Source organism: Streptomyces sp. NPDC086766 (assembly GCF_044746005.1).
In the GTDB taxonomy this organism is placed as follows: domain Bacteria; phylum Actinomycetota; class Actinomycetes; order Streptomycetales; family Streptomycetaceae; genus Streptomyces.
This window is the reverse complement of sequence record NZ_JBIVBI010000007.1, coordinates 250,148-263,706: the sequence shown is the minus strand read 5'-3', so window position 1 is coordinate 263,706 and position 13,559 is coordinate 250,148. Positions and strand designations below refer to the sequence as shown.

Sequence of the window (13,559 nt, the reverse complement as noted above, 5' to 3'; positions counted from 1 at the left end):
GATGTCGACGGTGGCCGCCATCGGCGAGCGGGACCGGGTCTGCGGGCTGGCCCTCGCCGGAGCAGTGGTCCTCGCGGCCGAGGAGCCCGAGGCGGCGAGAGAGGCCTGGCGGGGCCTGCCCCCCGAGGTCGCCCTGGTCGTCCTCACCCCCCGGGCGGCCGAGGCGCTGGGTGCCCGGCTCGACACGCAGCCCCCGCTGACGGTGGTGCTGCCGGTATGACCGCGCCGCGCGCCCGTGCCGACGACGGCCTGGAACCGGTCCGCGAGGCCCTGCTCGCCGAGGCCCGCGAGGCCCGCGCGGTCGCGCTGGCCCGCGCCCGGGCCGAGGCGCAGGCCACCCTGGAGGCGGCCCGCTCGCGGGCCGACGCCGTGCTGGCCCGGGCCCGCGCGGCGGGCCGCCGGGACGGCGTCGCCGCCGCGGCCCGGGAACTCGTCCACGCCCGCCACGACGCCGCGCGGGCCCGGCTGGGCGCCCGCCGAGAGGCGTACGAGGAGTTCCGCCGGGAGGTCGCCGACGGCGTACGGACGGCGGCCGGGCACCGCGACGACCTGCTCGACGCGCTCACCCGGCGGGCCCGCGACACCCTCGGCGCCGACGCCGTCGTCCACCCCGGCACGGACGGCGGGATCGTCGCCGAGGTGCCCGGCCGCCGGCTCGACCTCACCCCGGCCGCCCTCGCCGAACGCGCCCTCGACCGCTTCGGCCCACGGGTACAGGAGCTGTGGACGCCGTGACGGAGGCCCCCGCTCCGGCGTCCTCGGTGGTCCGGGTGGCCGGACCACTGATCCAGTTCGGCTACGTCCCCGGGATCGCCATGAACGACCTGGTGCTCCTCGGTGAGGCCCGGCTGGCCGCCGAGGTCGTCGCCATCACGGGGGACATCGCCACCGCCCAGGCCTACGCCTACACCGGTGGACTGGCCCCCGGCCACCCCGTCCGGCCGCAGGGCCGCCCGCTCACCGTACGGCTCGGGCCCGGCCTGCTCGGCGGCGTCTTCGACGGCCTGCTGCGCCCGCTCTCCGCCGCCGGCGACCGGCTGCTCGCCGCCCTGCCCGCCCGGACCGCCGGCCCCGCCCGGACCTGGCCCTTCACCCCCCGCGCCGCCCAAGGACAGCGGGTGGCCCCCGGCGACGTCCTCGGCGACGTGCCGGGCGGTCCCGGCCGCGGCCTGCGGATCCTGGTCCCCGCGGGCTGCTCCGGCACCGTCGCGGACCTCGCGCCCGCCGGGCGGTACGGCGAGGACGACGTGGTGGCCGTCGTCGGCGGCACCCCCGTACGGCTCGCCGAACCCTGCGGCGTGCGCGCGCCGCGGCCCGTGCGGGAGCGTCTCGCGGCGACCACCGCGCTGATCACCGGCCAGCGCGTCATCGACCTGCTCTTCCCCGTGGCGCGCGGCAGCACCGTCGCCGTCCCCGGCGGCTTCGGCACCGGCAAGACGATGCTGCTCCAGCAGATCGCCAAATGGTGCGACGCGGACGTGATCGTCTACGTCGGATGCGGCGAACGCGGCAACGAGATGGCCGAGGTGATCGCCGACCTGTCCCGGCTGGAGGACCCGCGCACCGGCGGCCTGCTGGCCGACCGCACCGTCGTCCTCGCCAACACCTCCGACATGCCGATGATGGCCCGCGAGGCCGGCGTGCACACCGCCGCCACCGTCGCCGAGTACTTCCGCGACATGGGACTCGACGTGGTGGTGATCGCCGACTCCACCTCCCGCTGGGCGGAGGCGCTGCGCGAGTTCGCCGCCCGCATGGGGGAGCTCCCGGCCGAGGAGGGCTACCCGGCCGGCCTCGCCTCCCGGCTGGCGGCCTTCTACGAGCGGGCCGCGGCGGTGCGGACCCTCGGCGGCGGCACCGGGTCGGTCACCCTGCTCGGCGCCGTCTCGCCGCCCGGCGGGGACTTCACCGAGCCCGTCACCGCCCACACCGAGCGCTTCGTGCGCTGCCTGTGGGCCCTGGACCGCGACCTCGCCTACGCCCGGCACTACCCGGCGGTCTCCTGGGCGGACTCCTTCTCCCGGGACACGGCCACCCTGGACCGCGGCCCCGCCGGGCAGGCCGACCCCGACTGGGCCGAGCGCCGCGAACGCGTGGGCCGTCTGCTCGCTGAGGCGGACCGGCTCGCCGACCTCGTCGAACTCGTCGGCATCACGGCCCTGCCCCCGGCCGAACGGATGAGCGTGCTCGCCGGGCGCCTGGTGCGCGAGGGACTCCTCCAGCAGAGCGCGCTGTCCCCGGCGGACGCCTACTGCTCGCCCGCCCGGACGGCCGCCCTCGCCGACGCGGTGCTGGCGGTGGCCGAGAGCTGCGCGCGGACGGCGGACACCGCGGCCCGCGCCGACGCCGTGGAGGAGGTCGACTTCACGCCGCTGCTGCGGGTGCGCGAGGAGGCCGGCCCACGGGACACCGCGGGCATCGGCGCCGCCCGGGACACCGTGCTGGCCCGGCTGAAGGAGGTGCCGTGACCGAGGTCGAGTACACCTCCGTACGCGAGCTGCGCGGGCCGCTGGTCCTGGTCGACGGCGTGTCGGGCGTCGGCTGGGACGAGTTCGCCCTCATCCGCCTGGCGAACGGTGAGCTGCGCCACGGGCTCGTGCTGGAGGTCGACCGGGACTTGGCCCTCGTACAGGCCCTGGAGGGCACCGCCGGGATGGACCCCCGCCGCACCCGGGTGGCGTTCACCGGCGCGCCGCTGCGCGTCCCCGTCGGGCCCGGCTGGCTCGGGCGGACGTGCAACGGGCGCGGGGAGCCGGTCGACGGCGGCCCGCCCGTCTTCGGCCCGCGCACCGCCGAGGTCGCGGGCGCGCCGATCAACCCGGTACGGCGCGAGCCGCCCGCCGAGCCCGTGCTGACCGGGATCGGCGCCGTCGACGTCCTCACCACGTTGGTGCGCGGCCAGAAGCTGCCCGTCTTCTCGTCGGCGGGGCTGCCCCATCTGGACCTGGCCGTGCAGATCGCCGCGCAGGCCTCGTGCGCGGGCGAGCCGTTCAGCGTCGTCTTCGCCGGCATGGGGCTCACCCACGCCGAGGCCCTGGCGGTGCGTGAGGGGCTCGGCGAGCGCGCCGCGGCGGGCGAGCTGGCCCTGTTCCTCAACACCGCGGACGACCCGGTGATCGAACGGCTGCTGACCCCGCGGATCGCGCTCACGGTGGCCGAGTACCTGGCCTTCGGCGAGGGCCGTCACGTCCTGGTGGTGATGGGCGACATGACCGCCTACGCGGAGGCGCTGCGCGAGGTCTCCGCCTCCCGCGGCGAGATCCCCGCCCGGCGCGCCTACCCGGGCTACCTCTACAGCGACTTCGCCTCCCTCTACGAACGCTGCGGCAGGATCCGCGGCCGTCCCGGATCCGTGACCGTGCTGCCGGTGCTCACCATGCCGGCGGGGGACATCACGCACCCGGTGCCCGACCTCACCGGATACATCACGGAGGGCCAGATCGTGCTGTCGCCCGCCGTCCACGCCCAGGGGGTGTTCCCGCCCGTGGACCCCCTGTCGTCGCTGTCCCGGCTGCTGCGCTCGGGCGCCGGGGCGGGCCGCACCCGGGCGGACCACCCGGCGGTCGCCGCCCAGCTGATCGCCGCGCTGGCGCGCGCCCGGCAGGTCCGCGAACTGGCCGACCTGATCGGGCAGTCCGCGCTCAGCGCGACGGACCGCCGCCACCTCGACATGGAGGACGCGTTCCTGCGGGACTTCGTCGCCCAGCGCTCCGACGAGAACCGCCCGCTCACCGAAGCCCTCGAACGCGCCTGGCAGGTCCTGCTCCGCCTCCCCGCGGGCCAGCTCTCCATGCTCCCCGCGGACCTGCTCCACCAGCGCCTGCACGCCGAGGCCCCACCACCGGACGCTACGGACCCGCTGTCGGCCGGGACGGGCACGCCGCCGGAGGGTACGGCCCCGCCGCCGGCCGGGACGGCGCCGCGACCCGACGCGACGGACCCCGCCGCGCCCGCGGACCCGCCCGGAGACGCGGTCGCGGGCGGCACGGCGACGGGCTCGGCGAGACCGGGTGCGGACGGCGCGGAGGGCAAGGACGCCCGGCCGCGGGCGGGCCGTTCGGACGGGGCGGAGGCCGAGCCACCCGCGGACGGTCCGGGCGGCGCGGAGGCCGAGCGGCGGGCGGGCCGTTCGGGCGGGGCGGAGGCCGGGCCGTGAGCGCCCGGCCGCGGCAGCCTCCCGGGCGGGCCGGGCGGCTGAGGCTGCGCAGGCGGCTGGACGCCGCGCAGCGCGGCGCGGACCTGCTGGAGCGCAAGCTGCGCCTGCTCCTGGACCGCCTGCGCGCGCTGGAGGACACGGCGCGGGCCGCCGAGGAACGGTGGCGCGCGCTGACCGCCGAGGCGGAGGAGTGGCTGCTGAAGGGAGTGGTGATCGCCGGGGAGGGGGCTGTGGCCGAGGCGGCGCCGGCCGCCACGGGGACGCTCGACGTCCGGTGGGCGGCCCTGATGGGCGTCCGCCACCCCGACGGCAGCCACTGGACACCCCCGGCCAGGGATCCCGGCGAGGCCCTGGCGCGCACCACCGCACTGGTGCACGCCGAGACCGCCTACCGCGACGCCGTCGGCGCCGGAGCGGAGTACGCCGTGGCCCGCACCGCCGCCGCGCTGCTGACCGAGGAGGCCACCCGGACCCGGCAGCGGGTGCGCGCCCTGCGCCGCCACTGGATCCCCCGGCTCACCGCCGAACTGGCCGCCGCCGACCAGGCGCTGGAGCAGGCCGAGCACGAGGAGTCGGTCCGCCGCCGCTGGGCCGCCGCGGAGACCCCGCATCGGCGGTGAACGCCACGGGCGCACCGGACGGACCCGAGGGACCTTCGCGGGCGCGGGTGGACTGTTCGGCCCCAGACGGCGCCCGGCGGCCGGCGGTCGACTGGGGGCGGTGGGGCGTCCGGCCTGCCACCGGCGAAACCGAGGACTTCATGCGGTACTCCACGGTCGGCGACGTCATGACCCGCGAGGTGGTCGGCGTGCGGCCCGGCTGCGCCTTCAAGGAGGTCGCGCGGACTATCGACCGTCACCGGGTCACGGCGCCGCCCGTCGTCGACGCCGAGGGGCGCCCCCTCGGCGTGGTCTCCGCGTCGGACCTGCTGCGCCACGAGGCGGGCCGCGGCCTCGTCGTGCCCGACCCGGCGCGGGTGGGCGCCGAGACCGCCGCCGCCCTCATGACCGCGCCCGCCGTCACGGCACGCCCCGGGTGGAGCATCGCCGAGGCGGCCCGGACGAGGGAGCGCCACGAGCGCCACGAGGTGCGACGGCTGCCCGTCGTCGGGCCCGACGGGCGGCTGGCCGGCCTCGTCAGCGCCCGCGACCTGCTGTGGCCCTACCTGCGCGGCGACGCCGCCCTCGCCGACGAGATCCGCCGCGACGTCCTGGAGCACACCCTGCGCCTCGACCCCGGACGCGTCCGGGTCCGGGGCGACGAGGGCGTCGTCACCCTGACCGGCCGGCTCGACTCCGCCACCGACCTGCCCGTCGTCGTGCGCCTGTGCCGGGCGGTCCCCGGAGTGGTGGCGGTCCACCCGGCCCTCACCTTCTCCTACGGCGGCGCCGACCTCGACGTCGAGCCACCCCGTACCCGTACCGCCCGGGCCGTCCCCGACCGGGGCGCCCGGCGGCACCAGCCGGCCACGACGGCCGGCTCGACCGGCAGGGAGCCGAGATGACCATCCGAACGCGCTGCGGCCGCACCATCGACGTGACCCGCTTCGTCCCGCCCGGACTGCCCGCCTCCATGGACCGGGTCGTCCTGGAGACCTCCTGCACCCCGCAGGACAAGGGCGAGCTGTGGGCGTCGCTGACGCCGGAGGAGGCCAGGCGCCTGGCGGGCATGCTGCTCTACCAGGCCGCCGCCGTGGAGCCCGCGCCCGGCGGCCCGCCCGGGCGGGTCGAGGTGCGGCCCGTCGCGGGCGACGCCTACGAGATCGGCGTCCGCGGCCACGTCCTCACGGTCGACCAGCCGCAGCCCGACGGCGGCAAGGACACCGCGCCCACCCCCGTCGAGCTGTTCGTGGCGTCCGTCGCCTCCTGCGTCGCCCACTACGCCGGGCGCTTCCTGGACCGTCACGGCATCAGCCGCGAGGGGCTGCGCGTCGACGCCCGCTTCCGCATGGCCGACGACCGGCCGGCCCGCGTCGCCGGCCTCGCGCTGACCGTGCACGCCCCCGCCCTGCCCGAGGACCGGCTGCCCGCGTTCCGCGCGGTGGTCTCCCACTGCACGGTGAGCAACACGCTCGCGCAGGTCCCGGAGACCAGCCTGGAGATCGCACGCGGCGCGGACGAGACGGCGACGGCCCCCGGCGGGGGCGAGACGGCGACGGCCCCCGGCGCGGACGAAACGGCGACGGCCCCTGCTCCGGCCCCGGCGACGGCCCCTGCTCCGGCCCCGGAGCGGAGCCGAACGTGAGCGGCCCCCCGGCGGCGGCTTCCCCGCCGGGCCCTCCGGTGCGCGTGCGGGCGGAACTCGACGCGCCGCTGTCGCGCTGGTTGTGGCTGGTGAAGTGGCTCCTGGCCCTTCCGCACTACATCGCGCTGGTCTTCCTGTGGATCGCCTTCGTCCTGGTCAGCGCCGTCGCCTTCGTCGCGATCCTGTTCACCGAGCGCTACCCCCGGCCGCTGTTCGACTTCAACGCCGGTGTGCTGCGCTGGTCGTGGCGGGTCACGTACTACTCCTACGGCGCCCTGGCCACCGACCGCTATCCGCCGTTCAGCCTCGGCGAGGAGCCCTCCTACCCGGCCCGCGTGACCATCGCGTACCCGGAACGGCTCTCGCGCGGCCTGGTGCTGGTGAAGTGGTGGCTGCTGGCGCTGCCGCACTACCTGGTCGTCGCCTTCTTCCTGGGCGGCCTGCGCCTGGGCTGGTGGGACGGCGGGCTGATCGCCCTGCTCGCCGTCTTCGGAGGCTTCTGCCTGCTGTTCACCGGAACCTACCCGCGCGGCCTGTTCGACCTCGTCGTCGGTATGAACCGGTGGGTGCTGCGCGTCGCCGTCTACGCCGGCCTGATGACCGACGCCTACCCGCCGTTCCGGCTCGACCAGGGCGGTGCCGAACCCGGCGAGACCCCGTGAAGGCGCTGCGCGCCCGGGCGGACCGCTCGGCATCCCCCGGGGAGGGCGGCCCGGCCGGCGGGGCCCCGGCTCCCGCCGCCCCGCCGTCCCCCGGGCGGCCCGTCCACACCCTCGCCGTCGCCGACGTCTTCGCCGCGCTGGACACCTCGCCCCGCGGACTGGCCTCGGCGACGGCACGCCAACGGCTGCTGGACCAGGGACCCAACGAACTGCCCGCCGCCCGCGGCCCCGCCGTGTGGCGGCAGCTGGCGGCCCAGTTCACCGACCTGTTCGCGGTCGTGCTGATCGTCGCCTCCGGCATCACCTTCCTCGCCTACGCCCTGCAGGACCCGCGCCAGCCGGGCACCCTGCAACTCGCCGTGGCGATCCTGTGCGTGGTGGCGCTCAACGCCGCGATCGGGTTCGCCCAGGAGTACTCCGCGGAGCGCACCGCCCAGACGCTGCAGGCGATGGTGCCGCACCGGTGCCGGGTGCTGCGCGACGGCGCCCTCGAGGAGGTGGCGGTCCGCGACCTCGTACCGGGCGACCTGGTGGTGCTGGAGGCGGGGGACACCGTGTCCGCCGACTGCCGGGTGGTCGAGGCCCACGACCTCACGGTCAGCAACGCCGCCATCACCGGCGAGAGCGACCCCGTACGCCGCACCGCGGGACCCGACACGGCCGAGGAGGTCCTGCGGGCCCGCGACTGCGTGTTCATGGGCACCGACGTCATCACCGGCACCGCCCGCGCGGTCGTCTTCGCCACCGGCCAGGCCACCGAGTTCGGCCGGATCTTCCGGCTCACCGCGGCCGCACCCCGGCAGAAGACCCCGTTGCAGCGGCAGGTGGCGGTCATGGCCCGCCGGGTCGCCGGCACCGCCCTCGCGGTCGGCGCCGCCCTGTTCGCGATCCGGCTCCCCACCGGCCAGGGCCTGGTTCCCTCGTTCGTGTTCGCGCTCGGTGTGATGGTCGCGCTGGTCCCGGAGGGCCTGCCCGCGACCCTCTCGGTCTCCCTGGCCCTCGGCGTGCGGCGCATGGCCCGCCACCACGCCCTGGTCAAGAAGCTGCTCGCCGTGGAGGCGCTGGGCTCGACCACCGTGGTGTGCACCGACAAGACCGGCACGCTCACCCAGGCGGAGATGACCGTCGTACGGATCTGGGCCGCGGACGGCGAGCACACCGTCACCGGAGTGGGCTACGAGCCCAAGGGGCGGGTCGACGACCCGGACGCGGTGCGGGAACTGCTCCGCTCGGCCGCCCTGTGCTGCGACGCCCGCCTCGTGGCGCCCACCGGCGCGGGCCACTGGCGGGTCCTCGGCGACACCACCGAGGGCGCGCTGCTGGTGGCCGCCGCCAAGGCCGGACTGGACACGGCGGCCGAGGAGGCGAAGGCACCGCGCATCGCCGAACACCCCTTCGACTCGGTGCGCAAGCTGATGAGCACCGTGCACGACGAGGACGGCACCCGGCGGGTGCGGGTCAAGGGCGCCCCGTCGGAGGTCCTCGCCCGCTGCACCCGGCTGGACCGCGCCGGTACCGCCGAAGCCCTCACGGACGCCGGGCGCCGGCGCGTCACGGACGCGGCCGACGCACTGGCCGCGCAGGGCCTGCGGGTCCTCGCCGTCGCCGCACGCGAGGTCACCGGCCCGCCCGGGACGCGCGACCAGGACGAGTCGGACCTCACCCTGCTCGGCCTGGCCGGAATGCAGGACCCGCCCCGGCCGGAGGTGTACGAGGCCGTCGAGGCCTGTCACCGGGCGTCCATCCGGATCGTGATGGTCACCGGCGACCACCCCCTGACCGCCGAGGCGGTGGCCCGCCGCGTCGGCATCGTCCGGTCCGCCGCGCCCACCGTGGCCACCGGAGCGGAACTGGACGCCCTGGACGACACGGCGCTGGACCGGCTGCTGGCGGAAGCCGGCGAACTGCTGCTGTGCCGGGTGAGCCCCGAGCACAAGATGCGGGTGGTCACCGCGTTCCAGCGGCGCGGCGAGGTCGTCGCCGTCACCGGTGACGGCGCCAACGACGCCCCGGCCCTCAAGCACGCCGACATCGGCGTGGCCATGGGCGCCTCCGGCACCGACGTCGCCCGCGAGGCCGCGGAGATGGTGCTCCTGGACGACTCCTTCGGCTCCATCGCCGTGGCCGTGCGCCTGGGCCGCTCCGTCTACCAGAACATCCGGAAGTTCCTCGTCTACCTCTTCAGCCACAACATCGGCGAGCTGGCGCCCATCCTCGCCGCCACCTTCGCCGGCTTCCCGCTGGTCCCCATCACCGCGGTGCAGGTCCTCGCGATCGACCTGGGCTCGGACGTGATGCCCGCCCTCGCTCTCGGCGCCGAACCGCCCGAGTCCGACGTGATGGACCAGCCACCGCGGCCGCGGACCGAGCCGCTGTTCTCCCGGGCCGTCGTGCGCCGCATCCTGTTCCTCGGCGGCATCCAGGCGCTCGGCGTCTGCGCGGTGTTCTTCTGGCGCATCCACGACTCCGGCATCCCCTACGCCGACTTCACCGCCGACAACCCCGTCTACCGCGAGGCGATCACCATGGTCCAGGCGGGCATCGTCGTCAGCCAGTTCTTCAACGCGCTGGCCGTCCGCACCGAGCGCGAGAGCGTCTTCCGGGCGGGCGTATTCGGCAACCCGTGGCTGATCGCCGCGGGTCTCCTCGGGCTCGGGATCATGGCCGCGATCAGCTATCTGCCCCTGCTGCAGGCCGTGTTCCACACCGCCGCGCTGACGGCCGGCGACTGGGCCCTCCTCGCCGCCGTCGGTGTCCTGCCCCTGCTCGCCGACGAGGCGCGCAAGGCGCGGCTGCGCGGGCGCGCGCCGCGACCGGAAGGAGACGCGCGACGAGACCGGAAGGAGACGTGCGCGATGAGGCCGGAAAGGGACGCCCGATGAGGCGGGACAGGGACGCCCGACGAGGCGGGACAGGGATGCGCGATGACACCGGAAGGAGACCCGCGATGAGAATCGTCGTCGCCGGATGCGGACGCGTGGGATCCGTCCTGGCCGCCCAACTGGTCAGGGAGAACCACGACATCCGCGTGATCGACCGCGACCGGACCGCCGGGCGCCGTCTCCCGCCCGGCTTCCCGGGGCGGTTCCACGTCGGCAACGGCTTCAGCCGCAGCGTGCTGGAGGAGGCGGGCATCGGCCACAGCGACGCGCTCGTGGCCGTCACCTCCGGGGACTACAGCAACCTGGTCGTCGCCCGGACCGCCAAGGAGACCTTCCGCGTCCCCATCGTCCTCGCCCGGGTGCACGACCCCCGGCACGCCGGCCTCTACGACGGCTTCGGCATCCCGACGGTCTGCGACGTCACCTGGTCGGTCAACCGCATCCACCAGATGCTGCTCCACCGCCACCTCGTCCCCGACATCACCTTCGGCAACGGCGAGACCCTCCTCGTCCGCTCCACCCTCCCCGGCTACCTCGCCGGGCGGAAGCTCACGGAGTTCGAGGTCGACGGCGAGATCCGGGTGGTGGAGGTGACCCGCGACGGGCGGTCCCACATCCCCCACCGGGTCACCACCGCCGCCCCCCAGGACGTGGTCACCTTCGCCGTCGCCGCGCGGGCGCTGCGCCGGCTGCGCGGCTTCCTGAACAAGGAGCTCGGCACATGAACGTACTCATCGCCGGCGCCGGCCGGCTGGGGACCCGGGTCGCCCAGGTCCTCTCGGCCGCGGGCAACCACGTGACCCTGGTCGACGCCGACGAGGACCGCGTCGAGGCGCTGCGCGGGCAGTGCGACGCCCACCTCCTCGTCGGCGACGCCGGGGAGGCGGCCGTCCAGGAGCGGGCCGGCGTGGCGCGCGCCGACCTGGTGGTCGTCGCCACCGGACGGGACGAGGACAACCTCGTCATCAGCCTGCTCGCCAAGCGGCGGTTCGCCGCGCCGCGGGTGGTCGCGCGGGTCAACGACGACGAGAACGCCTGGCTGTTCGACCACCGCTGGGGTGTGGACATCGCCGTACCGGCGGCCACGCCGCTCGTCTCCCTGATCGAGGAGGCGACGGGCGCCGCGGACACCGTCGCCCTGCTGCGGCTGAGCACCGCGGGCGTCGGCATCATCGAGACCGCGATCACCACCCGGTCGAAGGCGGCCGGCCGCACTCTGGGCGACATCGCCCTGCCGGAGGGCACGCTGGTGGCGACCGTCGTGCGCGGCGGCAACCCGACCGCGCCCAGCCCGTCGATGCGGCTGGAGCCGGGCGACGAACTCCTGCTCGTCTCGCACAGCGCCGACGAGCACGAGATCCACGCGGCGTTCCAGTGATCCGCCGCCCGGGTGACCGCCGGGTCAGCGCTTCTCCTCCTGCTCCCGGTGCACCACGACGACCGGGCAGGCCGCGTGCTGCGCGCAGCGCTGGCTGACCGAGCCCAGCATCGCGCGGTGGAAGCGGCCGTGCCCGCGGCTGCCCACCACCAGGAGCTCCGCCCCCTCCGAGGCCCGGACCAGCACCTCCGACGGGTCGCCCTCGACGAGGTGCTCCTTCAAATCGGCCGGGTGCTCGTCGGGGAAGACGCTGCGGATCTCCTCCGTGAAGCGCTCCCGCGCCTGCTCCAGGTCGAAGTCGGGGTCGATCGCCGGTCCGCTCCAGCCGACCGACGACGGCGTGTCCCAGACATGGATCGCCTCGACGAGACCGCCGACCATGCCCGCGTACCGGGCCGCCCAGCGCAGCGCCGCGTACGACGACGGCGAGCCGTCCACACCCACGATCACCCGCGGTCGCGGTTCTGAGGGTTCCATGGCCACCTCACTCAGCAGTCCCTGTCGCTACGTCCCTGTCGCTACGTCCCTGTCGCTACGTCCACGTCTCCACGTCTGCGTCGCTACGTCCACGCTGCCCGGCCGCGCCGGACTGTGCCAGCCGGGACGTCCGCCGCCGCCCGGTCAGCGGGCGGATCCGGCCAGGGGAGGGGAGACGCCGTCCCCGGCCGCCAGGCGCGCGCGGAGTTCCGCGGTGGCGCGGGCCAGCCGGGCGGAGATCTCCGGCCGGGGCGCGCGGGGGGCGCGGATCCTCAGCGCGTCCTCGGGGAGTGCGGCCAGGTCGGCCAGCAGCCGCCCGTGCGCGGCGTCGAGGGTGTCGGGCGGGCCGGTGCGGCGTCCGTCCCGCATCACCGTGCGCAGCAGGGACTCCGCGCCCTCGGGTGCCGGCTCGTCCAGCAGGGCGATCACATCGGGCCGTCCGGGACGGCGGTGGATCTGCTTGCGGCCGGGCGCCGTGACCTTGGCCGAGGACAGCTTCATCACCGGGTGCCCGTCGTACTCCACGAGCTTGTACGCGGAGTCCAGGTAGGGCGCGTCCGCCGACGTGCCGACGCGGGTGCCGACCGCGTACACGTCGATGGGCGCCCCGGAGCGCACGAGGTCGTCTACGGCGTACTCGTCCAGGCCACCGCTGGCGATGACGCGCACCTCCGGCAGTCCCGCGTCGTCCAGCACGCGCCGGGAGCGGCGGGCGAGGTCCCCGAGGTCGCCGCTGTCCAGGCGGATGGCGCAGCCGGGCCCGCGGGCGAGGTCCCGCAGCACCCGCGCCGCCGTCCGGACGCCGTGGACCGTGTCGTAGGTGTCGACGAGGAAGGTGACGGGGCCCGGATGGGCGCGGGCGAAGGCGCGGAAGGCGCTCTCCTCGTCGGGGAACGCCTCGATGTAGGAGTGGGCCATCGTGCCGGAGGCGCGCAGGCCCCAGCGGACCGCGGCGGCGACGTTGCTGGTGCCGGCGAACCCGGTCAGGGCGCCGGCCCGGGCGGCCTGCATCCCGGCGGAGGTGCCGTGCGTGCGGCGCAGGGAGAAGTCGATGACGGGGTGTCCGGCGGCGGCCCGGACGCAGCGCGCGGCCTTGGAGGCGATGCTCGTCTGGTGGCTGACCTGGTTGAGCAGGAACGTCTCCACGAGTTGCGCTTCGGCGATCGGGGCCGTGACCTCCAGCAGCGGCTCGCCCGCGAACACCGCCCGGCCCTCGGGCACGGCGCGCACCTGCCCGGAGAACCGCAGGCCGCGCAGGGCGGCGAGGTCGCTTCGCGGGCGGTGCAGGGCGGTCGCGAAGTCGCGGACGTCGTCGTCCGTGACGCGGAAGGCCGCCAGGTAGTCCAGGGCCGGTTCCAGGCCCGCGCTCACCAGGAAGCCGCGCTCGGGCGGGAGGGCACGGGCGAAGAGGCTGAAGGTGGCGGGCCGGTCCATGCCCTCGCGCAGGTAGGACAGGGCCATCGTCACCTCGTACAGGTCCGTGGTCGTCACATCCGACATGCCGCTCACCTGCCCGTGCCCGTCCGGCGGGCCCCACCGTGCTCCCGGATCCCTCCCAGCCTCACGGCCCCGCTCCCGCGGGGGAAGGGCCGATCGGTCCACGGCGGTGGGCGGGAGGCGGAGGCGCCGTGGTGTGCGCGGATCCGCGGGGGAGGTGGCCGGGGTGGGGGACGGTCGGTCCGGGCGGGGAGCCGTTCGGCCCCTGCTTCTCGTCGGTGTGCGGTACGAGCATGGGAGCCGAGCCCGCGAGACGCCGAGCG

13 protein-coding genes are annotated in these 13,559 nt (G+C 76.1%); 11 read left to right on the top strand and 2 right to left on the bottom strand.

Annotated elements, in window-relative coordinates; all coding sequences use genetic code 11:
- Position 1 precedes the first annotated feature (1 nt).
- From ACIPM1_RS16430 to ACIPM1_RS16380, 11 genes are all read left to right on the top strand, one after another.
- Positions 2-220, top strand: coding sequence for a V-type ATP synthase subunit F (locus tag ACIPM1_RS16430; protein ID WP_402434622.1), 219 nt, complete (start codon positions 2-4; stop codon positions 218-220).
- Complete coding sequence (locus ACIPM1_RS16425) at positions 217-735, top strand: hypothetical protein (protein ID WP_402434620.1); 519 nt, start codon at positions 217-219, stop codon at positions 733-735. Before ACIPM1_RS16430 ends, ACIPM1_RS16425 begins: the two co-directional genes overlap by 4 nt.
- On the top strand, positions 732-2,468 hold the full coding sequence (locus ACIPM1_RS16420) for a V-type ATP synthase subunit A (RefSeq protein WP_402434617.1): 1,737 nt from the start codon (positions 732-734) through the stop codon (positions 2,466-2,468). The genes ACIPM1_RS16425 and ACIPM1_RS16420 overlap by 4 nt, the downstream gene beginning before the upstream one ends.
- Positions 2,465-4,156, top strand: a complete 1,692-nt coding sequence (locus ACIPM1_RS16415) for a V-type ATP synthase subunit B (protein ID WP_402434614.1) — start codon at positions 2,465-2,467, stop codon at positions 4,154-4,156. The genes ACIPM1_RS16420 and ACIPM1_RS16415 overlap by 4 nt, the downstream gene beginning before the upstream one ends.
- Complete coding sequence (locus ACIPM1_RS16410) at positions 4,153-4,776, top strand: V-type ATP synthase subunit D (RefSeq protein ID WP_402434611.1); 624 nt, start codon at positions 4,153-4,155, stop codon at positions 4,774-4,776. The genes ACIPM1_RS16415 and ACIPM1_RS16410 overlap by 4 nt, the downstream gene beginning before the upstream one ends.
- 140 nt (positions 4,777-4,916) lie before the next feature.
- Positions 4,917-5,660: a CBS domain-containing protein gene (locus tag ACIPM1_RS16405; protein WP_402434608.1), complete on the top strand. Its 744-nt coding sequence runs from the start codon at positions 4,917-4,919 to the stop codon at positions 5,658-5,660.
- Positions 5,657-6,400 (top strand): OsmC family protein, encoded by a 744-nt coding sequence (locus tag ACIPM1_RS16400; RefSeq protein ID WP_402434605.1) that lies wholly within the window; start codon positions 5,657-5,659, stop codon positions 6,398-6,400. The genes ACIPM1_RS16405 and ACIPM1_RS16400 overlap by 4 nt, the downstream gene beginning before the upstream one ends.
- On the top strand, positions 6,397-7,062 hold the full coding sequence (locus tag ACIPM1_RS16395; protein WP_402434602.1) for a DUF4389 domain-containing protein: 666 nt from the start codon (positions 6,397-6,399) through the stop codon (positions 7,060-7,062). Before ACIPM1_RS16400 ends, ACIPM1_RS16395 begins: the two co-directional genes overlap by 4 nt.
- The gene (locus tag ACIPM1_RS16390; RefSeq protein WP_402434599.1) at positions 7,059-9,944 is read left to right on the top strand and encodes a cation-translocating P-type ATPase; all 2,886 of its coding nucleotides are present in this window, start codon (positions 7,059-7,061) and stop codon (positions 9,942-9,944) included. The genes ACIPM1_RS16395 and ACIPM1_RS16390 overlap by 4 nt, the downstream gene beginning before the upstream one ends.
- A 65-nt stretch (positions 9,945-10,009) precedes the next feature.
- Positions 10,010-10,669, top strand: coding sequence for a potassium channel family protein (locus ACIPM1_RS16385; RefSeq protein ID WP_402434596.1), 660 nt, complete (start codon positions 10,010-10,012; stop codon positions 10,667-10,669).
- Positions 10,666-11,322, top strand: a complete 657-nt coding sequence (locus ACIPM1_RS16380; protein WP_356188764.1) for a TrkA family potassium uptake protein — start codon at positions 10,666-10,668, stop codon at positions 11,320-11,322. The genes ACIPM1_RS16385 and ACIPM1_RS16380 overlap by 4 nt, the downstream gene beginning before the upstream one ends.
- Before the next feature lie 24 nt (positions 11,323-11,346).
- Here ACIPM1_RS16380 and ACIPM1_RS16375 read toward each other — a convergent pair whose 3' ends face one another.
- Entirely contained in the window at positions 11,347-11,799 is a 453-nt protein-coding gene (locus ACIPM1_RS16375) for a universal stress protein (protein ID WP_402434593.1), read from the bottom strand.
- A gap of 144 nt (positions 11,800-11,943) precedes the next feature.
- Entirely contained in the window at positions 11,944-13,299 is a 1,356-nt protein-coding gene (locus ACIPM1_RS16370; protein WP_402434590.1) for a nicotinate phosphoribosyltransferase, read from the bottom strand.
- Between the last annotated feature and the right edge of the window lie 260 nt (positions 13,300-13,559).